The organism is Microbacterium sp. Root280D1, assembly GCF_001428975.1.
Classification (GTDB): Bacteria; Actinomycetota; Actinomycetes; order Actinomycetales; family Microbacteriaceae; genus Microbacterium.
In genome coordinates, this window is record NZ_LMJK01000004.1 from 69,768 (window position 1) to 89,492 (window position 19,725).

Below are 19,725 nucleotides of genomic sequence, written 5' to 3' on the forward strand. Positions count from 1 at the left end.
TGAAGCGACAGAGCCCCTGAAGTGACAGAACGCCTCGCCTCCCGAATCCCGGGCGGCGAGGCGTTCTGCGTCCGTCGGGCTTTCGCTGGAGGGACGACGCGTCAGCGCTGGTCGGCCGTGATGCCGAGGAGTTCGAGGGGGTGGGTCAGCCGCCACCACGGGCTCGGGGCATCGACATCGTCGGCGAGCGACAGCGACGTCGTCACCGTGTTCAACGGCCCGACGCTCGTCATCGTGCCGACCTCGTCGCCCGCTTCGCGGCTGTCGCCGAGTGAGAAGTCCGTCGAGGCCTCGGCGACGGCGCCGTTCCACAGAACCACATCGGCATCCGCATCCGTCACGACATCGGTGCTCGCGCCCCACGCCGTGGTGACGGTGCCGACGACCGTGCCCTCGGCGACGGCGGGAGTCTGCTGCTCCAGCGCCGTCTCGACCTGCGTGAACAGCGAACGGGTCTCCGTGAGGCGCTGCGCGTCGTCGGCCTGACCGAGAACCGACGCGTACAGATGCACAGTCGTGTCGTCGACGGTGACGACCTTCGCGGTCAACAGGTTCCAGCTGTCGCCGAGCGTGCCGGTCTTGACGCCGACGACGCCGGGGTCCGCCAGCATCCCGTTCGTGTTCACCACCGTGCCCGCACCCGGAAGATCGACCGACGGAGTTCCGACGATGCCGGCGAAGACGGGGTTCTGCATCGCGATCTGGGCCAACGCGACGAGCGACTCGGGTGTGGCCCGGTTGCGGTCGTCGAAGCCCGACGGAGTGATGATCGTGATGTCGTCGAGACCACGGTCGCGCAGCCACACAGCTGCTGCGGCGGTGAACGACGACGGGGAACCCCAGATCTCCGCGGAGAGCCGGTCGATGTAGTTGTTGGCCGATCCGAGCAGCGTTCCCTGGAGGAGCTGGAACTCGGTGAGAGTGCCCCCCACGGGCACGTCGAGCGCGGACTGGTCGGAGCGGCGGTAGTCCCAGTAGGCCAGGTTGTCGGCCCGCGTGAACGAGAACTCGGGGCCCTGCTCGCCCACGGCGAGGGGCATCCGCTCGAGCACCATCAAGCTCGAGACGACCTTGGTGACGCTTGCGATCGCCGCAGCGTCGAGCGACGACGACGTCGTGCCGATGCCGCCGATCCCCACGGCAGCGCTTCCCTGGGCAGGGAAGGTGATCGCGGCGGCGGGCGCCGCGACGGGGGCGAGTTCGACGGCCTGAACCGTCGGCGCGACCTCGTGCAACGGCCACAGCATGGCCGATCCGGCGTAGGTGCCGAGCAAGCCGACGAGGACGCCGAGCGGCACCAGCACGCCGGGCCGGGCGATCGCCGGGCGCAGGTGCGCTCCGGTCAGCAGCGCACCTGCGCTCTCCACGGCCGGCGCGTCGTCGAGCGCGTCGGTCGCCGGGTGCTGGGCCACGTCGACCGGGTCGACCCACGTCAGGGGAGTGCCGCCGCTGTCTTCCTCCGCCCACTGCGCGGGGGGAGTCGCCTCAGGGGTGAAGATCGCAGAGACGTCGTCATCCGCAGGAACGGTGGAGGCGGTGGCCTCGGCGGAATCGGGAGCGGTCACCTCCTCACGGTACCGAACTCGTGCGGGGATCCGTGTCGCTGCAGCGGGAGAGGACGCGGGGTGTCGCCTCTGGGTAAGATCGTGGGTACAACCACGGGAGTCCGGCGAGCCGGGCTGAGAGGGAGCGAATCGCGCTTCGACCGTCGAACCTGATCTGGGTCATGCCAGCGCAGGGAGGAGTCACAGATGAGTACATCCACGTCCGGATCCACCACGGGATCGGCATCGGCCACGCAGTCGTCGACGGGCCTCGGTCGCCCGCAGCTCTGGCGCTGGCGGGTCGTCGACATCGTCGTGGCGAGTGTCATCGCCGTCGCATGCGCGATGATCTTCCTGCTCTGGAACGTCGGCTACGAGGTGCCGAGCAGCATCCTGACGCCGCTGCTCCCCGGTGTGCAGGGCCTGCTCGCCGGCCCCTGGCTGATCGCCGGCGTGCTCGGCGGTCTGATCATCCGCAAGCCCGGCGCCGCTCTGTACACCGAGCTGGTCGCCGCGATCATCTCAGCACTCGTCGGCAACGCGTGGGGCCCGCTCACGATCGTCTCGGGCCTTGTGCAGGGTCTCGGCGCAGAGCTGGTGTTCCTGATCTTCCTGTACGGCGTCTGGCGGCTGCCTGTCGCGATGCTGGCTGGTGCCGGTGCGGGTCTCGCCTGCGGCATCAACGACCGCATCCTCTGGTACGCCGGCGCCGACACGCTCTTCACGAGCGTCTACATCGTCTCGACGACCATTTCGGGCGCGGTCATCGCCGGACTCGGGGCGTGGTTGATCGCACGAGGCCTCGCCGCCACGGGCGCCCTCAGCCGGTTCGCCGCCGGCCGCGAGGTCACCGCACGGGTGTGAGCTCGCTCACGACGCCCGCCACCCTCGAAGCCCGTGGCTGGGGGTGGCGGTACGCGACGCGACGGCGCTGGGCGGTGCGCGACGTCGACCTGCGCATCGAGCCGGGGGAGCGGGTGCTGCTGCTCGGCGCCTCCGGCTCGGGCAAGTCGACGCTGCTCCAGGGGTTCGGTGGGGTGCTCGGCGGTGCGGATGAGGGCGAGACGCACGGTGCGCTGCTCGTCGACGGCGTGCCGCCCACCGATGCCCGGGGACGGGTCGGGATGGTCCTGCAGGATCCCGATACGCAGACGATCCTCGCGAGGGTCGGCGACGACGTCGCCTTCGGCTGCGAGAACCTCGGCGTACCCCGAGACGAGATCTGGCAGCGGGTGCGCGCGGCGCTGGACGCCGTAGAGCTCGACGTCGCCCTCGATCGATCCACGGCCGCGCTGTCGGGCGGCCAGAAGCAGCGCCTCGCCCTCGCCGGCGTGCTCGCGATGCGACCGGGTGCCATCCTGCTCGACGAACCGACGGCGAACCTCGACCCCGAGGGGGTGCGGGACGTACGGGATGCCGTGGCCGCCGCCCTCGATGCGACGAGTGCGACCCTCGTGGTCATCGAGCATCGCATCGACATCTGGCTGCCGCTCGTGACCCGGGTGATCGTGCTCGGCGCCGAGCCGGATGGAACGGTCGTGCTCGCCGACGGCAGCCCGGACGCGGTCCTCGGCGCTCGGGGCGCGGAGCTCGCGGCATCCGGTGTCTGGGTTCCCGGGCACCCGCCCGCCGTCCCGCCCGCACCGGCGCAGCGGCCGGGAGTGACGCTGCTGGAGGCCCGCGGTCTCACTGTGTCTCGCAGGCGCGGGCTCGCCGTCGCCGGTCCGTTCGACGTCGATGTGCGCGCCGGAGAGGTGCTCGGGGTCACCGGCGCGAACGGCGCAGGCAAATCGACGCTCGGGCTCACGCTCGCGGGATTGATTCCGGCCGAAGAAGGTCGGGTCGCCGCTCTGCCGCCCCTCGCCGCCGGAGAGAAGCCCGATCCCATCCACTGGTCGTCGCGCGCCCTGCTCACGCGCATCGCGTCGGTCATGCAGACGCCCGAGCACCAGCTGCTCGCCAAGACCGTGCGCGACGAGCTGTCGGTCGGGCCGCGGGCGCTGAAGCTGCCGGACGCCGAGATCGCCTCCCGAGTCGACGACCTGCTCGAAAGACTGCGGCTCACCTCGCTCGCCGCAGCCAATCCCTACACCCTGTCGGGCGGAGAGAAGCGGCGGCTCACGGTCGCCGCCGCCCTCGCCACGCGACCCCGGATGCTGGTGCTCGACGAGCCCACCTTCGGGCAGGATGCGACGACCTGGGCCGAACTCGTCGGCCTGATCGCACGTCTGCGCGACGAGGGCACGGCGATCGTGGCGATCAGTCATGACGAGGCCGTGCTCGAGGCTCTGCACGCTCGGCGCATCGAGGTGGGACGATGATCGATCCGCTGACCGCCCGCGTCGAACGATCCGGTCCGATCGCCCCGCGCTCGGCCCTCGCGAAACTCATCGCGGCGCTTCTCATCGCCCTGCCCCTCGTGCTGACGATTGACGTGGTGTCGGCATCCGTCGCCCTGCTGCTCGAGATCCCTCTGCTCGTGCTCGCAGGCCTGCGCGCGAAGGAGTTCTGGACCCGCACCGCGGTGCTGTGGATCGCGGCGCCGCTCAGCGCGGTCACGATCGCTCTCTACGGCGCGACCAGCGGCACCGTGCATGTCGAGTGGCTCGTCATGCGCATCAGTGACGGGTCGCTCGCGCTCGCTGCGGCGACCGCCGTGCGCGTGCTCGCGATCGGACTCCCCGCGGTGGTGCTCTTCATCACGGTCGACCCCACCGACCTCGCCGACGACCTGGCGCAGCGGGTGAGGCTTCCGGCGCGATTCGTCGTCGGCGCGCTCGCGGGGATGCGGATGCTGGGACTGCTCGTCGACGACTGGCGGGCGCTGTCTCTCGCACGGCGTGCGCGCGGGGTGGCCGACGAGGGGCGGGTCCGTCGTGCGCTCGGCATGGCGTTCGCGCTGTTCGTGCTGGCGATCCGTCGTGGATCGTCGCTGGCGACGGCCATGGAGGCTCGCGGCTTCGGCGGTGCGGCACCGCGTTCGTGGGCGCGGGAGTCGAGGTGGGACCGACGCGACACGGCGCTGGTCATCGTCGCGGCGGTGATCCCGGCGGTGGCGATCGCGGCGGCGGTGCTCACGGGTGCGTGGAACTTCATCCTCGGCCCGACCGCCTGACGAGCCCACGACCTGACATCGCCGCCCGAACCACCGGAACCGGAAGCATCCACTCAGCTTTCTCATAGCTGGAATGCCGATGTATTCGCTAGCATCGAGTGAACCCAAGGGGAGTACTCCACCACGGGCGGCTCGTCATTACGGATGTACCTGCATCCCGGGTCCCCGGTCCTCGTTCTCGAGGATGGAGAAGACCTTGGCGTCGACCTCGTCACGCCTCGTCTTCTGGAGACCTCCTTGAACATCACCCCCCTCGTGTGGATCATCACGATCGCCGTCACGATCGCCTTCTTCGTGTACGAGTTCTTCGCGCACGTGCGAAAGCCCCATGAGCCCACCATCGGCGAGTCCGCCCGCTGGTCGGCGTTCTACATCGGTCTGGCCCTGCTGTTCGGCGTCGGCATCGGCACCGTGTCGGGCTGGACGTACGGCGGTGAGTACTTCGCCGGGTACCTGACCGAGAAGGCGCTGTCGATCGACAACCTCTTCGTGTTCCTCATCGTGATGACCGGCTTCGCCGTGCCGCGCATCTATCAGCAGAAGGTGCTGATGATCGGCATCGTCATCGCGCTCATCATGCGCGGTGGATTCATCGCGCTCGGCGCCACGCTGATCGAGAACTTCTCCTGGATCTTCTACCTCTTCGGTGCGCTGCTGCTGTTCCTGGCCTACCGCCAGGCGTTCGCACAGGGCGACCACAACCCGGCCAACGGCCGGTTCATGCGCTTCGTGCGCCGTATCCTGCCGGTGAGCGACGAGTACAACGGCGACCGCCTGACCGTGCAGCGCGACGGCAAGCGATTCTTCACGCCGATGTTCCTCGTGATCATCGCGATCGGCTTCGTCGACCTGATCTTCGCGGTCGACTCGATCCCCGCCATCTACGGCCTGACCGAAGAGGCCTACATCGTCTTCACGGCCAACGCCTTCGCCCTCATGGGCCTGCGCCAGCTGTACTTCCTCATCGGCGGCCTGCTGCAGCGCCTCGTGTACCTCGCGCAGGGCCTCGCGGTCATCCTCGCGTTCATCGGCGTCAAGCTCGTGCTGCACGCGATGCACGTCAACGAGCTCCCGTTCATCAACGGCGGCGAGCCGATGCTGTGGGCGCCTGAGATCCCGATCTGGTTCTCGCTCGTCTTCATCGGCGCGACGATCGCCGTCGCCACCGTCGCGAGCCTCATGAAGACGCGACGCGACGACAAGCGCGACGCGCTCGACGCTCCTGATCCGTCCCGCTCTGCACCGCTCACCACCGACACCCAGAAGGAACACTCGTGAACCAGTCGCGCCGCTCCGACGCGTCCGCAGACCCCGACAGACCCGGCGCCCGAATGACCTCGGGCACCCCCGCACCTCGTGAGGTGACCCGCTGATGGGCGACCTCGCGGTGAACATCGCTCTGGTGTTCGTGTTCGTCCTCGTCGGCGGCGTGTTCGCCGCGACGGAGATGGCCCTCGTCACGTTGCGTGAGAGTCAGATCAATGCGATCGCTGCTCGTGGCAGACGAGGCGAGAAGGTCGCGAGCCTGGCTCGCAACCCGAACACCTTCCTCTCGGCGGTGCAGATCGGCGTGACGGTCGCCGGCTTCGCCTCGGCCGCTTACGGTGCGACCTCGATCGCCCCGTCGGTCGCGCCTCTGCTCGAGAACCTCGGGGTCGCCGCTCCGCTGGCTCTCACCCTCTCGACCGTGCTGCTGACGCTCGTGATCGCCTACCTGTCGCTCGTGCTCGGCGAGCTCGTGCCCAAGCGGCTCGCCATCCAGCGCAACGCCCAGTTCGCGTATGCCGTCGCGCCGGTGCTCGACGGCTTCGCCGTGGTCATGAGGCCGGTCATCTGGCTGCTGTCGGTGTCGACGAATGCGGTCGTGCGTCTGCTGGGCGGCGACCCGCACAAGGCGGCGGACGAGCTCAGCGAGGAGGAGCTGCGCGACATCGTCGCGACGCATCAGAGCCTCCCCGACGACGAGCGACGCATCCTCGACGACGTGCTGTCGCTGCGCGGACGTCAGGTGAGCGAGGTCATGCGGCCCCGTCCCGAGGTCGTCGCGCTCGACGGCGCCGCGACGCTCGCCGAGGCCATCGCGGACGTGCGCGAGCTGCCGTTCTCGCGGTACCCGGTGATCGACGCCTCGCTCGACGACATCGTGGGCTTCGTGCATGTGCGCGACCTCTTCGAGGCCGCCGCCGACGACGCGACGCGCGCGGTGCTCGGACTCATGCGTCCCGTCGAGTACGTGCCCTCGACCGCGGGCGTGCTACCCACCCTGACCCGCATGCGGGCGGCCGGTCACCAGATCGCCGTCGTGGTCGACGAGTACGGCGGCACTGACGGCATCGTGACGCTCGAGGACCTCGTCGAAGAGGTCGTGGGCGAGATCTTCGACGAGTACGACACGGAGGACCGGATGCCGGACGCCGGCGGCGCACTCGACGGCCGCCTCAATCTGCAGGACTTCGCCGAGATCACCGGGATCGCGCTGCCCCGTGGCGCATCGGACACGGTCGCGGGCTTCGTCACCGAGATGCTCGGCCGCCTCGCGGTGGTCGGTGATTCGGTCGAGGTGCCCGGTGCGACGATCCGCGTGACGGCCGTCGATCGTCGCCGGATCTCGGAGATCCGAGTGGCCGTGCACGAGGACGCCTCGCCGACCGACTGAGTCGGGTCTCAGGTCTCGTTCCAGAGTCGGCGGTAGTACTCGAGCCGAGGCGGCTCGTGCAGGTCGGCCGGCACCGTGACGCCGCGCTCGACCGCGTTCGCGATCCTCCATGCGGAGCTCCAGGTCCAGGGGCACTGCTCGACGGGCAGCGAGTCGTGCATCGCGCGCAGCGCGGTTCCGACCGCGCGTACGGCGGTCTCGGGGTCGTCGATCCATCGGGGGTCCACAGCGCTGCGGCCCGGGAATGCAGCCGTGACGAGCCACTCGTGCGTGGCGTCCTCACCCTGATCGATCACCTCGGGAACAGCGATCCAACGCCGTGCCCACCGCATCCGCTCCGCTTCGTCCCGCATGTTCGCCTCGGCGTCATGCGGGCCCCACTTGATGTAGCGCCCGTCGTCGGTGCGAAAGGTGAGCCCGCCGATGCCGTTCAGCCATACCGGCGTGAGCGTGGCGCCCGCGGCCAGTGACCGCACGATCGGCGGGATCTCCGTCGTCGTGGAGGGGATGCTCATGGGGCGCTCATCTCATGTTCGAACGTATATCGGTATGCGTGTATTTTTCCGGCTCCGGGCGGCGGGACGCGGTTAGTCTCAGTCGCGGTCGCCGTCGGCGGCCGCATCATCCATCCCACTCGACACATCAGAGGTCTTCGTGCGCGTTTCGTCCCGGTCACAGTGGTGGCGGCGGCAGGGCAGCGATGCCGATGCCTCCTCGTCCGCATCCGCGGCTCCCGAGGTCGCACCCGGTGCCGATTCCGATGCCGCTCACGCTACCGCGGTCGGGCTGCCGAAGGCTCCGGCGATCTCGTCGCAGGAATCCGGCGAACGGGATCTCGACCAGTTCGTCGAGTGGATCTGGAGCGGCGACGTTCCGGCATCCGCACAGGCACCTGACGCCGACGTCGAGAGCACACGCATCACCATAGAGGAGCAGTACAACATGAGTTCACTTGACGACGCCCTGCAGCAGCTGCTGGCCATCGAGGGCGCCACCGGCGCCGCGATCGTCGACTACGGCAGCGGAATGGCACTCGCCCAGGGAGGCAACCCCTCATTCGACCTGGGGATCGCCGCCGCGGGCAACTCGAACGTCGTGCGCGCCAAGCTGGCGACGATGCGCGACCTCGGCATCACGGATGAGATCGACGACATCCTCATCACCCTGAGCTCGCAGTATCACCTGATCAACGTGCTCAACACGACCGGTGCGAGCGGGCTCTTCATCTACCTCGTGCTCAACAGTGCGTCGGCGAACCTCGCGCTCGCACGCCACAAGCTGAAGGGCATCGCCGCGCAGATCCAGGTCTGATCTCGTGAGTCACTCCGAAGGGGCGGGGCCGTCATGGCCCCGCCCCTTCGACGTGCGCGGCGTAGGCTCGGGGTCGACACCGTCGCGAGGCCTCTGGCGATGTGTCACCTGAAACTCGGAATCAGCTAAACTGACACTGAGTCGCACACGTTTCGAAGGAGAACCGCATGCAGATCCAGGGCTCGAGTGCTCTCATCACCGGCGGTGCGTCCGGTCTGGGCCTCGCCACCGCGCGGACGCTCGCCGCCGCCGGCGCCGTCGTCACCATCCTCGACCTGCCCTCGTCGGCCGGTGCCGAGATCGCGTCCGACCTCGGCGGGGTGTTCTCAGGCGGAGACGTCACGAGCGCTGAGGATGCCGCTGCCGCCGTGGCCGCAGCGCAGGCCGCCGCTCCGCTGCGGATCGTCGTCAACTGCGCGGGCATCGCCCCGCCGGCGAAGGTGCTCGACCGCGAGGGCAACCCGGCCGTGCTCGCCGACTTCGAGCGCATCGTCCGCATCAACCTCGTCGGCACCTTCAATGTCCTGTCGCAGGCCTCCGCCGTGATCGCGAAGAACGACGCGACCGACACCGGCGACCGTGGTGTCATCGTGAACACCGCGAGCGTGGCCGCTTTCGACGGGCAGATCGGCCAGCCGGCATACTCGGCCTCGAAGGGCGGCGTGCACGCCATGACGCTTCCCGTCGCTCGCGAGCTCGCTCGTTACGGCATCCGCGTCTGCACGATCGCTCCCGGCATCATGGAGACCCCGATGCTGATGGGCCTGCCGCAGGCGGCGCAGGACTCGCTGGGCCAGCAGGTGCCGTTCCCCTCGCGTCTCGGACGCCCCGACGAGTACGCCTCTCTCGTGCAGCAGATCGTCGAGAACGGCTACCTCAACGGCGAGACGATCCGCCTCGACGGCGCGATCCGCATGGCACCGAAGTAAGCCCGAACCCCGAAGTCCCGAAGCCCCGACGCTCCAAGGAGAATCCATGTCACTGGCAGGCAAGACCATCCTGATGTCCGGCGGCAGCCGCGGCATCGGACTCGCGATCGCGCTGCGTGCCGCGGCTGACGGCGCGAACATCGCGATGCTGGCGAAGACCGACACCCCGCATCCGAAGCTCGAGGGAACGGTGCACACGGCCGCCGACCAGATCAGGGCGGCGGGCGGTCAGGCGCTGCCGATCGTCGGGGACGTGCGCGACGACGACGACATCACCGAGGCCGTGCTCAAGACGCAGGGCGAGTTCGGCGGCATCGACATCGTCATCAACAACGCCAGCGTCATCGACCTCTCGCGCTCGCTCGACCTCGGCGCGAAGAAGTACGACCTGATGCAGGACGTGAACGTCCGCGGCACGTTCATGCTCTCGCGCGCGGCGGTGCCGATCCTCAAGGACGCCGAGAACCCCCACATCCTGTCGCTGTCGCCGCCCCTGAACCCCACGCCGAAGTGGCTCGGTGCGCACACCGGATACACGCTCGCGAAGTTCGGCATGACGATGGTCACGCTCGGCCTTGCCGCGGAGTTCGCCCGCGACGGCATCGCCGCCAACACCCTGTGGCCGCGCACCACCATCGCCACCGCCGCGGTGCAGAACCTGCTCGGCGGCGACAAGGTCATGGCGGCGAGCCGCACGCCCGACATCTACGCCGACGCCGCCTACGCGGTGCTGCTCAAGCCCGCGGCCGAGTACAGCGGTCAGACCCTGATCGTCGAGGACGTGCTCGAGGCCGACGGCGTGACCGACTTCTCGCATTACGCCGCCGTCCCCGGCACTCCCGACGACCGGCTGTTCCCCGACATCTTCCTCGACTGAGGCGGTCCTGCCGCGGGGAGCAGACGGTCAGAACAGCAGGTAGACGGCGCCGGCGATCGTCAGCACGATCACGATGCGGTCGAACAGCACCTGGTTCATGCGCTTCGCGAGGCGGATGCCGCCCAGAGCGCCGAGCACCACGAGCGGCGCGAGCACGGCATCCATGAGCAGCACGTGGCCCTCGAAGAGGCCGAGGCCCGCGAGGAACGGGATCTTCACGAGGTTGATGATCGCGAAGAACCAGGCCGAGGTGCCGAGGAACACCTGCACGGGCGTGCGGGTGGCGAGGAAGTACATCGACATCACGGGTCCGCCCGCATTGGCGACCATGGTCGTGAAGCCCCCGAGAGTGCCGTAGACGCCCGAGAGCACGATGCCTCCCGGTGCGGGCGACGCGGCATCCGCCCGGTCCTGCCGCCATCGCCGCCACAGGGTGACTGCGATCATCGCCAGCAGGATCACGCCGATCGCCCGACGTACGATGCCGTCGCCCGCGAGCGCGAGGAACGCGAAGCCGGCCAGCAGCCCTGCGAGTACGGCGGGCGCGAGGCGCAGCAGCGTCGGCCAGTGCGCGTGGCGGCGATAGGTGATCAACGCGAACACGTCGCCGACGATGAGCAGCAGGAGCATCGCGGCGGTCGACGTGCGCGCGGGGAGCACGGTCGCGAACAGTGCGATGGCCAGGATGCTGCCGCCGGGGAGCGCGGTCTTCGAGATGCCGATCGTGACGGCGGCGAGGCCGAGCGCCGCCCAGGCGAGGGGTGCGAGTTCGATCACCGGGTCATCGGCCGACTCAGCTGCGGGTCGCAGCGAGCGCCGCGGCGAAGCGGGCCGAGCGCTGTTCGATGTCGGCCCAGTCGGATGCAGCGAGCGAGGCGCCGTTCGCGAGGTCGCCGCCCGCTCCGACCGCCACGGCTCCGGCGCGGAACCAGTCGGCGAGGTTGTCGGGGCTGACGCCTCCCGTCGGCATCAGCGGAGCATCCGGGAACGGTCCGCGCAGCGCGCCGAGGTACGAGGGCCCGCCGAGGGACGCGGGGAAGATCTTGACCACGTCGACGCCGAGCTCGAGCGCGCCCATGACCTCGGTCGGGGTCATGGCACCTGTCATGACGACGCGGCCGGTCTCGAGCATCGCTCGGGTCAGAGCGGGCAGGGTTCCGGGGCTGACGAGGAACTCCGCACCGGCATCGGCGGCGAGGGCGGCCTGCTCGGCAGTCGTCACTGTGCCCGCGCCGATGTAGGCCGCGTCGCCGTGGCGCGCGATGAGTTCGCGGATCACCGAGGGGGCGTCGGGGGTCGAGAAGGTGACCTCGATGCCGGTCACGCCACCGCGGATGATCGCCTCGGACGCCTCGAGTGCGAGCTCGGGCGAGGGTGCGCGCAAGACGGCGAGGACGCCGGCGGAACGGGCGCGGGAGAGGCGGTCGGGCATGGCGAAGACTCCTTCGATGGGGGATCGGCTCCATTCTCCCCGACCGCAGCCTGTAACTACAAGTGGCGCGGGTGTGGCCAGGCCTCGACGACGTCCTTCGCCTGCTTGAGGCCGAGCCCGGTGTGCTCCCTGACCAGCTTGATCGCCTGGATCTTCTGCTCGGCGGCGATGAGCCGGTCGACCTCGGAGGCGACGGATGCCGGCAGCGCGCCCCGCACCGACGACGGCGTCGCCGTGATCGACGAGTGGGCGGCCGAGGCGTTCGAGACGGCCGCGAGGTGCGGTGCCGTGGTGCTGACGGACCAGTGGTCGATCCGGTCCTTGGCCTCCTGCAGGCGCACGCCCGTGTGCTGCCGGTAGAGCTTGATCGCGTGGATCTTCTGCCCGGCGGCGACGAGACGATCGATCTCGGCGATCGCCGCAGGCGTCAGCTGCGATGCCGAGGCGGTCGACGTCGAAGCGGATGCCACGGATCGGGCCATCGTCGGCGACGGGGTGAACACGTGCGGCTCCGGTGCCTTCGGGCGCATCGATCGCAGGGCGGCGCCGATGATCACCACGCCCACGACGACAGCTGCGATGACCGCGCCGACAGCGATGATGATGTCCATGGGGTCAGTCTAGGGACGCCGGGGCCGGCGCCCCAGGCGCTTCCCACCCGGCACCGCGTACCCTGGAGGTATGACCGAGACTCCCCGCACGCGCGAGACGCGCCCCGCCACGGCACCCGCGTCGTCCCGTTCGGGGGCAGTCCGCTCGACCGGCACCCCGCAGGTGCGTCCTGCGACCGAGGGGTGGACGCAGCAGAAGGATGCCGAGGGGCGGCCGCTGCTGCAGTTCGCGAGCCCGAAGCGCGGCAAGCCGCCGGTGCATCTCGCCGACCTCACGCCCGCCGAGCGCGTCGAGAAGGTCAAGGAGCTCGGCCTGCCCGGCTTCCGCGCGAAGCAGCTCTCGACCCACTATTTCCGGCACTACACGTCGGACGCTGCGGAGATGACGGATCTTCCGGCCGACACCCGGGAGCAGCTCGTCGCCGGCATGCTGCCGCCGCTGCTCACCGAGGTGCGCCGCCTGGAGACCGACCGCGGCGACACGATCAAGTTCCTCTGGCGTCTGCACGACGGCGCGCTGGTCGAGTCGGTGCTCATGCGCTACCCGGGCCGCATCACCCTGTGCGTCTCGTCGCAGGCCGGGTGCGGCATGAACTGCCCGTTCTGCGCCACCGGCCAGGCGGGTCTCACCCGCAACATGTCGACCGCCGAGATCATCGAGCAGATCGTCCGCGCCAACCGCCTGATCGCCGAGGGCGGTCTCGGCGGCAAGAAGGCCGACGACCACTCGATGGAGCGCGTGTCGAACATCGTCTTCATGGGCATGGGTGAGCCGCTCGCCAACTACAAGCGCGTGATGGACGCGGTGCGCTCGATGGTCGCGCCCCAGCCCGACGGCCTGGGCATGAGCGCGCGCGGCATCACGGTGTCTACTGTCGGACTCGTGCCGGCCATCAAGAAGCTCGCCGACGAGGGCATCCCCGTCACCTTCGCGCTGTCGCTGCACGCACCGGATGACCACCTGCGTGACGAGCTCATCCCGGTGAACTCCCGCTGGAAGGTCGACGAGGCGCTCGACGCCGCCTACGACTACTACGCCAAGACCGGCCGCCGTGTCTCGATCGAGTACGCGCTGATCAAGGACATGAACGACCACGCCTGGCGCGCCGACCTGCTCGCCGACAAGCTCAACGAGCGCGGCCGCGGCTGGGTGCACGTCAACCCGATCCCGCTGAACCCGACGCCCGGCTCGATCTGGACGTCGTCCGAGCCCTCGGTGCAGAACGAGTTCGTGCGCCGCCTCAACGACGCAGGCATCCCGACGACCCTCCGCGACACTCGCGGCAAGGAGATCGACGGTGCGTGCGGTCAGCTCGTCGCGACGACCGAAGACGAGGCTGCCTCCGCCGCCATGGCCTGAGGGCCGGTGCCGCGATCGCGAAGGCCGTCGCGGCGACCGAGAGTCTCGGCGCGCGACAGCCACGACTCGATGCGCGCGGGGCTCGCGTCCTTGATTCCCAGCATCCGCGTGGTGCGCACCGAGCGGATGCCGCAGAACCTCATCGTCCCGCGGGCGACGTGCGTCTGTGCGGGGAGCCCGGTGAAGGGCGTGAGGAACCACGGGGTGTCCGCCAGCAGGAACAGGCGTCCGTTCGCAGCCGTCAACAGGCCTTCGGGCATCCCGAGCTTCGAGTACCGGTACTCCTGCTGCGGCAGCAGGGCCCGATCGAAGAACCCCTTCAGCAGCGCGGGCACCGACCCCCACCAGAGCGGGGTGAACACCACGACCGTCCGCGCTTCGGCCAGTGCGCGCTTCGCGTCGATCAGGTCGGGCTCGAGCTGCATGCGCCGGCGGTAGCCGAAGCGCAGCGACGGATCGAAGTCGAGATCGCGCAGAGCGAGGACACGGGCGTCGCCATGCGCTGCGGCATAGCGTCGGGCCAGTTCTGCGGTGAGGGATCCGGCATCGGGGTGGCCGTCGATGATCAGTGCGGATGGCATGTGCTCTCCTATGTTGACAGTGTCAAGCAGTGGTGGACAGTGTCAAGATAAGCAACAATGTTGCTTGTGTCAAGTTCCCGATCCGGCTATCACCACGGTGACCTCGCCCACGCCCTCGAGGCGGCGGCGATGCAGCTGCTCGCCGAGAAGCCCGCGGGGGAGATCAGCCTGCGCGAGGTCGCCCGCGCCGCCGACGTGAGCCATAACGCCCCGTACCACCACTTCTCCGACCGGCGCGGTCTGCTCAAGGTCCTCGCCGAGCGCAGCATGGCCGACCTGGTGGCCGCGGTGCGCGGCGGGATCGAGGAGGCGCCGGACTCCGCATCCGCCGTGATCGAAGGCGGTGCCGCGTATATCCGCTACGCGGTCGAGCATCCGCACGGCTTCGACGTGATCTACGACCCGACGGTGTGCATCCCCGGTGAGCCGAGCGAGACCATGGCCCCCCTGATCGATGAGCTCGAGCAGCTGCTGTCGGAGGCGTCCGTGGCGGCGGGCCTCGACGCGCAGAGCGTCACCGGAGTGTGGGGCCTCGTGCACGGACTCGGAACGCTGTGCGCCGCCGGACATTTCTCGCTCAAGGACGCGCTCGCCGCGAGCGCCGATGCGCTCGTCCGCATGCTGCCGCGCTGACCCTGACGAGGCCCGCGGAGGCGGAAACACAGGGTTCGTGCACGTTTTCCACAGGCGACATTTCGTAGATTGTCGGAATGCCCTATTCCGCTCACCGCCCAGGACGGTTCGATTCGCAGGGTCGGATCATCCTCGACAGCGACCCGAACGCTGACACGGACGACCTCGACTTCCTGCGCGCGTACGAGCCCACGGGCGCCGATCTGCCGCAACCGCAGCAGGCACCCGAGGTGCCCGATGCGCCGGAGCAGGAGCAGGATGCCGCGGCATCCGCCCGTCCCGTGCGTGAGCCCAAGCCCCGGCGTCAGCCGCGCGAGCGCGCACCGCGCGTGCCGGGTTCGCGTCTGCGCAAGCTCGCCATCCTCGGCGGAGCCGAGGGCGAGATCCTCGACCGCGTCCCCGGCGAGACCCCGCGCTTCGTGCAGATGTTCTTCGTGCTGGCCGGAACCGCACTGGTCTCGGCGATCTCCATGCTGTTCGCACTGACCACGGGCGTGCAGGCCGCGATCTGGCTGGCCGTGCCGCTGGCGGTCGTCTGGGCGCTCATCATCTTCAACCTCGATCGCTTCCTCACCTCGACCATGACGTCGACCCGCAACGTCTGGAAGCTCATCGGCCTCGCGATTCCACGTGTGATCATGGCCGCGATCATCGGCTTCGTCGTCGCCGAGCCGCTCGTGCTGCAGATCTTCCACAACGACATCGCGCGCGAGGTCGCCTCGACGAACATCACCCAGGCGCAGGCCGACCAGGATGCACTCGAGACCGGCCCCGAGAAGAAGGCGCTCGACGCCGCATCGGACCGCGTCGCCGAGCTCGAGAACCAGGCGGCGACCGGAATCGTCGCCGGCACCGACTCGTCGTCGGCGACCGAATCGGCCGCGCAGGCCACGGTCGACGACCTCACGGCCAAGATGACCGAGCAGCAGGCCGTGATCGACCAGGCCCGCGTCCTCTACCAGTGCGAGCTCACCGGCGAAGGTGCAGGCACGGTTCCCGGCTGCACCGGCGTGAACGGCGAGGGTGCGAGCTCGGATGCCGCCCAGGCCCAGCTCGCCGAGGCGCAGCAGACCTACGACGCGCTCGCCGCGCAGCTGCGCACCGCCAACGAAGAGCTGGCAGCCGCGGGCACCGCCGCGAAGGAGAACACCAGCACGTCGGAGTCGCAGAACCGTGAAGAGGCGCAGTCTCAGCTGCCCGCCGCGCGCGACAGCTATGACACCGCGCTCGCCGCGTACAACGCGCGCGCCGAATCGGTGGCATCCGGCAACGCCGGCGCGATCGGTCTGCTCAGCCAGATCAGCGGTCTGAACAGGCTCAGCGAGAAGGAGCCGACGATCCTGTGGGCGCACATCCTCATCGCCGCACTGTTCTTCATGATCGAGCTGCTGCCCGTGCTCGTGAAGGTGCTCACCTCCTACGGCGACCCGTCGCTCTACGAGAAGGCCGTCGCGATCCGCAAGCAGGTCGCGCTCGACAAGGTGACCGCCGAGGGGTTCCGCGACCGCGCGGCGATCGTCACCGTGCAGTCGCAGGGGATCCAGGCGGATGCCGGATCAGGCGAGCCGCAGACCCGCGCCGAGCGCAGGGAGGCCGCCCAGGCCGCCGAAGCGCGTGACGCGGCGCAGGAGCGCGAGCTCGCCGAGAAGCGCGCCCAGGCGCAGACGCTCGCCGAGCAGGAGCAGCTGGTCGAACCGCGCGTCTGATCCGGGCCCGGCGTCTGCCACGGCCGGTAGCGTTATGGCATGGTCAACTATCGCTATCTCGGCAACAGCGGTCTCAAGGTCTCTGAGATCACCTACGGCAACTGGGTCACGCACGCTTCGCAGGTCGGCGACGACGCCGCCGTCAAGACGGTGCACGCGGCGCTCGACGCCGGCATCACCACATTCGACACCGCAGACACCTACGCGAACACCGCGGCGGAGGTCGTGCTCGGCAAGGCGCTCGAGGGTCAGCGCCGCGAGGGTCTCGAGATCTTCACGAAGGTCTACTTCCCGACCGGCCCCAAGGGTCCGAACGACACCGGGTTGAGCCGCAAGCACATCCTCGAATCGATCAACGGCTCGCTGACGCGACTCGGCACCGACTACGTCGACCTCTACCAGGCGCACCGTTTCGACTACGAGACCCCGCTCGAGGAGACGTTCCAGGCGTTCGCCGACGTCGTGCGCCAGGGCAAGGCCCTCTACATCGGCGTGTCGGAGTGGACGGCCGAGCAGCTGCGCGAGGGGCATGCGCTCGCGAAGCAGCTCGGCGTGCAGCTGATCTCGAACCAGCCGCAGTACTCGATGCTGCACCGTGTGATCGAGGGCAAGGTCGTGCCCGCATCGGAGGAGCTCGGCATCTCGCAGATCGTCTGGTCGCCGATGGCGCAGGGCGTGCTGTCGGGCAAGTACCTGCCGGGTCAGCCGGTTCCCGAGGGCTCCCGCGCGACGGATCCGCACAGCGGCTCCGACTTCATCAAGGGGTTCCTGCAGGACGACATCCTCACCGCCGTGCAGAAGCTCAAGCCGATCGCCGAGCAGGCCGGCCTGTCGATGCCGCAGCTCGCGATCGCCTGGGTGCTGCAGAACCCGAACGTCGCCGCAGCTCTCGTCGGGGCCTCGCGCCCCGAGCAGCTCGCCGAGACGGTCAAGGCCTCGGGAGTGACGCTCGACGCCGACACGCTCGCGGCGATCGACACCGCACTGGGCGACACGGTCAACCGCGATGCAGAGGCCACGTACTCGGTGTCGCCGAAGGCCCGCCTGGTCTGACGGATGCTTGACGAAGGCCGCCGTCCCTGAGAGGCGGCGGCCTTCGTCATGTCCGGATGCGCCTACTCCTTGACGGCGCCGGCGGTCAGGCCCTGCACGATCCAGCGGCTCGCGAGTGCGAACATCACCATGGTCGGCAGGATCGTCAGCACGGCTGCGGCGCTCATCGAGCCCCAGTCGATGTTGAAGGTCGAGATGAACCCGTTCAGCGCCGACGGCACGGTGCGGTTCTCGTCGGTGTTCATCAGCACGACCGACAGGAACAGCTCGTTCCAGCAGTTGACGAAGTTGAAGATGAAGGCCGCGATGATGCCCGGGGTCATCACCGGCACGAGCACCCGGAACAGCGCGCCGAAGCGCGAGCATCCGTCGATCATCGCCGCCTCTTCGAGCGCGTCCGGCACGTTCTCGAAGAAACCGCGCAGCATGACCGTGGAGAACGGGATGCAGACCGCGATGTACACGAGGATCAGGCCGGGCTTGGTGTCGACGAGGCCCAGGTCGGTCATCATCGAGTACAGCGGCCCCAGCGCGATGAACGCGGGGATCATCTGCGTGAGCAGGAACGCCACCAGCACCGTCCCCTTGCCGCGGAACTCGAAGCGCGCGATCACATAGGCGCTGAGCAGAGCGATGAGCGTCGCGACCGCACCCGCGATCGTCGCCACCAGAGCCGAGTTGCCGAGGAAGACCCCGAACGAGCTCTGCTCGAACAGGCTCACGTAGTTGTCGAGCGACGGCTCGCTGGGCCAGTACTCGATCGGGAAGGAGTTGATCGTTCCCGGCGACTTGAACGACGTCAGCGCGATCCAGTACAGCGGGAAGAGCGTGATGACGAGCCAGAGGGCGAGACCGACGACGCGCACGACGCCGCCGGCCGAGACCTTGCGCTTCGGACGCGGTGCCTTCGCGATGTCGGGGACGGTGAGACGCCGGGTCTCGGTGACCGTGGTTCCGGTGATGGTCATCGCTGGACCCTCCGCATCGCCATGAGGTAGAACGCGCAGAACACGAACAGGAACGCGACGACGATGAGTCCGATGGCGCTCGCGATGCCGTAGTTGCCCTGCTGCGTGTAGTTGATCATCCACGTCGTGATGATGTGGGTCTGGTTCGCCGGCCCGCCGTTGGTCATCGCGTAGATGATGTCGGGGAAGTTGAAGATCCAGATGATGCGCAGCAGGATCGTCAGCAGCAGCGTCATCGAGATGTACGGGATGATGATCGAGAACAGCTGACGCACCTTGCCTGCGCCGTCGAGGCTCGCGGCCTCGAGCATCTCATCGGGCACGGACTGCAGAGCCGCGAGGATCATGATCGCGAAGAAGGTCACGCCGTACCAGATGTTGGCGACGATGACCGCGAACATCGCGAGCTTCGGATCCGCCAGCCAGGGCAGCGGGGCGTCGATCAGGCCGGCCTTCATGAGCAGGTCGTTCACGACGCCGAACTCGGCGTTGAACATCCAGCGGAACAGCATCCCGATCAGGAAGCCCGAGACGGCCCACGGGAAGAACACGAGCGCCTGGTAGAGGCCGCGGAAGCGGAAGCGCTTGCGCAGGGCGAGCGCGATCAGGAAGCCGATCACGAGCTGAGGCACGAGCGAGCCGACGACCCACAGGACGGAGTTCCAGGCGACGATCGGGAAGGCAGGGTCCTGGAAGACGGTGACGAAGTTGTCGAAACCCACCCACGGGGTGGAGGTGAGATCCCACAGGTTCCAGTCGTGGAAGGCCATGCGTGCGCCCTGCAGCATCGGCCAGTAGGTGAACCAGCACACGAACACGATCGCCGGGGCCATGAAGGCCAGCAGCGTCAGCGCGTGGCGGCCACGGAAGGGGCGGCGCCGGCGGGATGCCGGGGAGGCTCCGCCGGCGGTGCCGACGGAGCCCCCTTCGAGAGTGGTCCGGGTCACGG

The 19,725-nt window shown here is 68.9% G+C and carries 20 protein-coding genes and 1 riboswitch; of the genes, 12 read left to right on the plus strand and 8 right to left on the minus strand.

Translation table 11 applies throughout. From position 1 onward, the window contains the following. Positions 1 to 101 precede the first annotated feature (101 nt). Positions 102 to 1,565 carry a D-alanyl-D-alanine carboxypeptidase family protein gene (locus ASE34_RS16900; protein WP_056280473.1) on the minus strand — a complete coding sequence of 488 codons (1,464 nt, stop codon included), beginning with the start codon at positions 1,563 to 1,565 and terminating at the stop codon, positions 102 to 104. An 83-nt stretch (positions 1,566 to 1,648) separates the two neighbouring features. Then, positions 1,649 to 1,758: riboswitch (TPP riboswitch) on the plus strand. Between ASE34_RS16900 and ASE34_RS18235 the strand changes: the two genes are divergently transcribed. The 5 genes from ASE34_RS18235 (at position 1,752) to ASE34_RS16925 (ending at position 7,315) form a co-directional block, all read left to right on the plus strand. Further along, positions 1,752 to 2,408, plus strand: coding sequence for an ECF transporter S component (locus ASE34_RS18235; protein WP_053097984.1), 657 nt, complete (start codon positions 1,752 to 1,754; stop codon positions 2,406 to 2,408). It overlaps the preceding riboswitch by 7 nt. Beyond that, positions 2,405 to 3,865 carry an ABC transporter ATP-binding protein gene (locus tag ASE34_RS16910; RefSeq protein ID WP_235567526.1) on the plus strand — a complete coding sequence of 487 codons (1,461 nt, stop codon included), beginning with the start codon at positions 2,405 to 2,407 and terminating at the stop codon, positions 3,863 to 3,865. Before ASE34_RS18235 ends, ASE34_RS16910 begins: the two co-directional genes overlap by 4 nt. Further along, positions 3,862 to 4,659 (plus strand): energy-coupling factor transporter transmembrane component T family protein, encoded by a 798-nt coding sequence (locus ASE34_RS16915; protein WP_056280476.1) that lies wholly within the window; start codon positions 3,862 to 3,864, stop codon positions 4,657 to 4,659. The genes ASE34_RS16910 and ASE34_RS16915 overlap by 4 nt, the downstream gene beginning before the upstream one ends. Before the next feature lie 237 nt (positions 4,660 to 4,896). After that, entirely contained in the window at positions 4,897 to 5,937 is a 1,041-nt protein-coding gene (locus ASE34_RS16920) for a TerC family protein (RefSeq protein WP_056280674.1), read from the plus strand. A gap of 94 nt (positions 5,938 to 6,031) precedes the next feature. Then, on the plus strand, positions 6,032 to 7,315 hold the full coding sequence (locus tag ASE34_RS16925; RefSeq protein ID WP_056280479.1) for a hemolysin family protein: 1,284 nt from the start codon (positions 6,032 to 6,034) through the stop codon (positions 7,313 to 7,315). 8 nt (positions 7,316 to 7,323) lie between these two features. Here the strand turns inward: ASE34_RS16925 and ASE34_RS16930 are convergent, their stop codons facing one another. Next, complete coding sequence (locus tag ASE34_RS16930) at positions 7,324 to 7,830, minus strand: phosphotransferase (RefSeq protein WP_082586713.1); 507 nt, start codon at positions 7,828 to 7,830, stop codon at positions 7,324 to 7,326. Positions 7,831 to 7,969: 139 nt separating this feature from the next. Here ASE34_RS16930 and ASE34_RS18240 point away from each other — a divergent pair, with 139 nt between their 5' ends. From ASE34_RS18240 to ASE34_RS16945, 3 genes are all read left to right on the plus strand, one after another. Next, positions 7,970 to 8,626: a hypothetical protein gene (locus tag ASE34_RS18240; RefSeq protein ID WP_230101062.1), complete on the plus strand. Its 657-nt coding sequence runs from the start codon at positions 7,970 to 7,972 to the stop codon at positions 8,624 to 8,626. 167 nt (positions 8,627 to 8,793) lie between these two features. Next, positions 8,794 to 9,555 (plus strand): SDR family NAD(P)-dependent oxidoreductase, encoded by a 762-nt coding sequence (locus tag ASE34_RS16940; RefSeq protein ID WP_056280483.1) that lies wholly within the window; start codon positions 8,794 to 8,796, stop codon positions 9,553 to 9,555. Positions 9,556 to 9,601: 46 nt separating this feature from the next. Then, on the plus strand, positions 9,602 to 10,432 hold the full coding sequence (locus ASE34_RS16945; RefSeq protein ID WP_056280486.1) for an SDR family oxidoreductase: 831 nt from the start codon (positions 9,602 to 9,604) through the stop codon (positions 10,430 to 10,432). Between the two features lie 27 nt (positions 10,433 to 10,459). Here the strand turns inward: ASE34_RS16945 and ASE34_RS16950 are convergent, their stop codons facing one another. The 3 genes from ASE34_RS16950 to ASE34_RS16960 are packed head-to-tail and all read right to left on the minus strand — an operon-like array spanning position 10,460 to position 12,475. Beyond that, positions 10,460 to 11,209 (minus strand): sulfite exporter TauE/SafE family protein, encoded by a 750-nt coding sequence (locus ASE34_RS16950; protein ID WP_053097979.1) that lies wholly within the window; start codon positions 11,207 to 11,209, stop codon positions 10,460 to 10,462. A 16-nt stretch (positions 11,210 to 11,225) separates the two neighbouring features. Continuing rightward, positions 11,226 to 11,864, minus strand: a complete 639-nt coding sequence (locus tag ASE34_RS16955) for a bifunctional 4-hydroxy-2-oxoglutarate aldolase/2-dehydro-3-deoxy-phosphogluconate aldolase (protein ID WP_056280489.1) — start codon at positions 11,862 to 11,864, stop codon at positions 11,226 to 11,228. A 56-nt stretch (positions 11,865 to 11,920) separates the two neighbouring features. Next, a complete protein-coding gene (locus ASE34_RS16960) occupies positions 11,921 to 12,475 on the minus strand; it encodes a ribosomal protein L7/L12 (RefSeq protein WP_053097977.1) in 555 nt (184 codons plus the stop codon). Positions 12,476 to 12,545: 70 nt separating this feature from the next. Here ASE34_RS16960 and rlmN point away from each other — a divergent pair, with 70 nt between their 5' ends. Then, positions 12,546 to 13,835 carry a 23S rRNA (adenine(2503)-C(2))-methyltransferase RlmN gene (gene rlmN, locus ASE34_RS16965; RefSeq protein WP_171821948.1) on the plus strand — a complete coding sequence of 430 codons (1,290 nt, stop codon included), beginning with the start codon at positions 12,546 to 12,548 and terminating at the stop codon, positions 13,833 to 13,835. Here the strand turns inward: rlmN and ASE34_RS16970 are convergent. Next, positions 13,784 to 14,416: an NAD(P)H-dependent oxidoreductase gene (locus ASE34_RS16970; protein ID WP_056280492.1), complete on the minus strand. Its 633-nt coding sequence runs from the start codon at positions 14,414 to 14,416 to the stop codon at positions 13,784 to 13,786. The two genes, rlmN and ASE34_RS16970, sit on opposite strands and share 52 nt — an antisense overlap. Before the next feature lie 66 nt (positions 14,417 to 14,482). Here ASE34_RS16970 and ASE34_RS16975 point away from each other — a divergent pair, with 66 nt between their 5' ends. The 3 genes from ASE34_RS16975 (at position 14,483) to ASE34_RS16985 (ending at position 17,808) form a co-directional block, all read left to right on the plus strand. Continuing rightward, a complete protein-coding gene (locus tag ASE34_RS16975; RefSeq protein ID WP_056280495.1) occupies positions 14,483 to 15,049 on the plus strand; it encodes a TetR/AcrR family transcriptional regulator in 567 nt (188 codons plus the stop codon). A 77-nt stretch (positions 15,050 to 15,126) separates the two neighbouring features. Beyond that, positions 15,127 to 16,755 carry a DUF4407 domain-containing protein gene (locus ASE34_RS16980; protein ID WP_056280497.1) on the plus strand — a complete coding sequence of 543 codons (1,629 nt, stop codon included), beginning with the start codon at positions 15,127 to 15,129 and terminating at the stop codon, positions 16,753 to 16,755. Positions 16,756 to 16,794: 39 nt separating this feature from the next. Beyond that, a complete protein-coding gene (locus ASE34_RS16985; RefSeq protein ID WP_053097972.1) occupies positions 16,795 to 17,808 on the plus strand; it encodes an aldo/keto reductase family protein in 1,014 nt (337 codons plus the stop codon). Between the two features lie 62 nt (positions 17,809 to 17,870). Here the strand turns inward: ASE34_RS16985 and ASE34_RS16990 are convergent, their stop codons facing one another. Then, positions 17,871 to 18,776: a carbohydrate ABC transporter permease gene (locus tag ASE34_RS16990; RefSeq protein ID WP_200955193.1), complete on the minus strand. Its 906-nt coding sequence runs from the start codon at positions 18,774 to 18,776 to the stop codon at positions 17,871 to 17,873. Next, positions 18,773 to 19,723, minus strand: a complete 951-nt coding sequence (locus tag ASE34_RS16995; RefSeq protein WP_053097971.1) for a carbohydrate ABC transporter permease — start codon at positions 19,721 to 19,723, stop codon at positions 18,773 to 18,775. Before ASE34_RS16995 ends, ASE34_RS16990 begins: the two co-directional genes overlap by 4 nt. Between the last annotated feature and the right edge of the window lie 2 nt (positions 19,724 to 19,725).

What these genes read in the sequence shown, in the direction of transcription:
- ASE34_RS18235 (WP_053097984.1), top strand. Translation starts at nt 1,752, where the DNA reads ATGAGTACATCCACGTCCGGATCCACCACGGGATCGGCATCGGCCACG.
- ASE34_RS16915 (WP_056280476.1), top strand. Translation starts at nt 3,862, where the DNA reads ATGATCGATCCGCTGACCGCCCGCGTCGAACGATCCGGTCCGATCGCC.
- ASE34_RS16925 (WP_056280479.1), top strand. Translation starts at nt 6,032, where the DNA reads ATGGGCGACCTCGCGGTGAACATCGCTCTGGTGTTCGTGTTCGTCCTC.
- ASE34_RS16930 (WP_082586713.1), bottom strand. Translation starts at nt 7,830, where the DNA reads ATGAGCATCCCCTCCACGACGACGGAGATCCCGCCGATCGTGCGGTCA.
- ASE34_RS16940 (WP_056280483.1), top strand. Translation starts at nt 8,794, where the DNA reads ATGCAGATCCAGGGCTCGAGTGCTCTCATCACCGGCGGTGCGTCCGGT.
- ASE34_RS16945 (WP_056280486.1), top strand. Translation starts at nt 9,602, where the DNA reads ATGTCACTGGCAGGCAAGACCATCCTGATGTCCGGCGGCAGCCGCGGC.
- ASE34_RS16955 (WP_056280489.1), bottom strand. Translation starts at nt 11,864, where the DNA reads ATGCCCGACCGCCTCTCCCGCGCCCGTTCCGCCGGCGTCCTCGCCGTC.
- ASE34_RS16960 (WP_053097977.1), bottom strand. Translation starts at nt 12,475, where the DNA reads ATGGACATCATCATCGCTGTCGGCGCGGTCATCGCAGCTGTCGTCGTG.
- rlmN (WP_171821948.1), top strand. Translation starts at nt 12,546, where the DNA reads ATGACCGAGACTCCCCGCACGCGCGAGACGCGCCCCGCCACGGCACCC.
- ASE34_RS16970 (WP_056280492.1), bottom strand. Translation starts at nt 14,416, where the DNA reads ATGCCATCCGCACTGATCATCGACGGCCACCCCGATGCCGGATCCCTC.
- ASE34_RS16980 (WP_056280497.1), top strand. Translation starts at nt 15,127, where the DNA reads ATGCCCTATTCCGCTCACCGCCCAGGACGGTTCGATTCGCAGGGTCGG.
- ASE34_RS16985 (WP_053097972.1), top strand. Translation starts at nt 16,795, where the DNA reads ATGGTCAACTATCGCTATCTCGGCAACAGCGGTCTCAAGGTCTCTGAG.
- ASE34_RS16990 (WP_200955193.1), bottom strand. Translation starts at nt 18,776, where the DNA reads ATGACCATCACCGGAACCACGGTCACCGAGACCCGGCGTCTCACCGTC.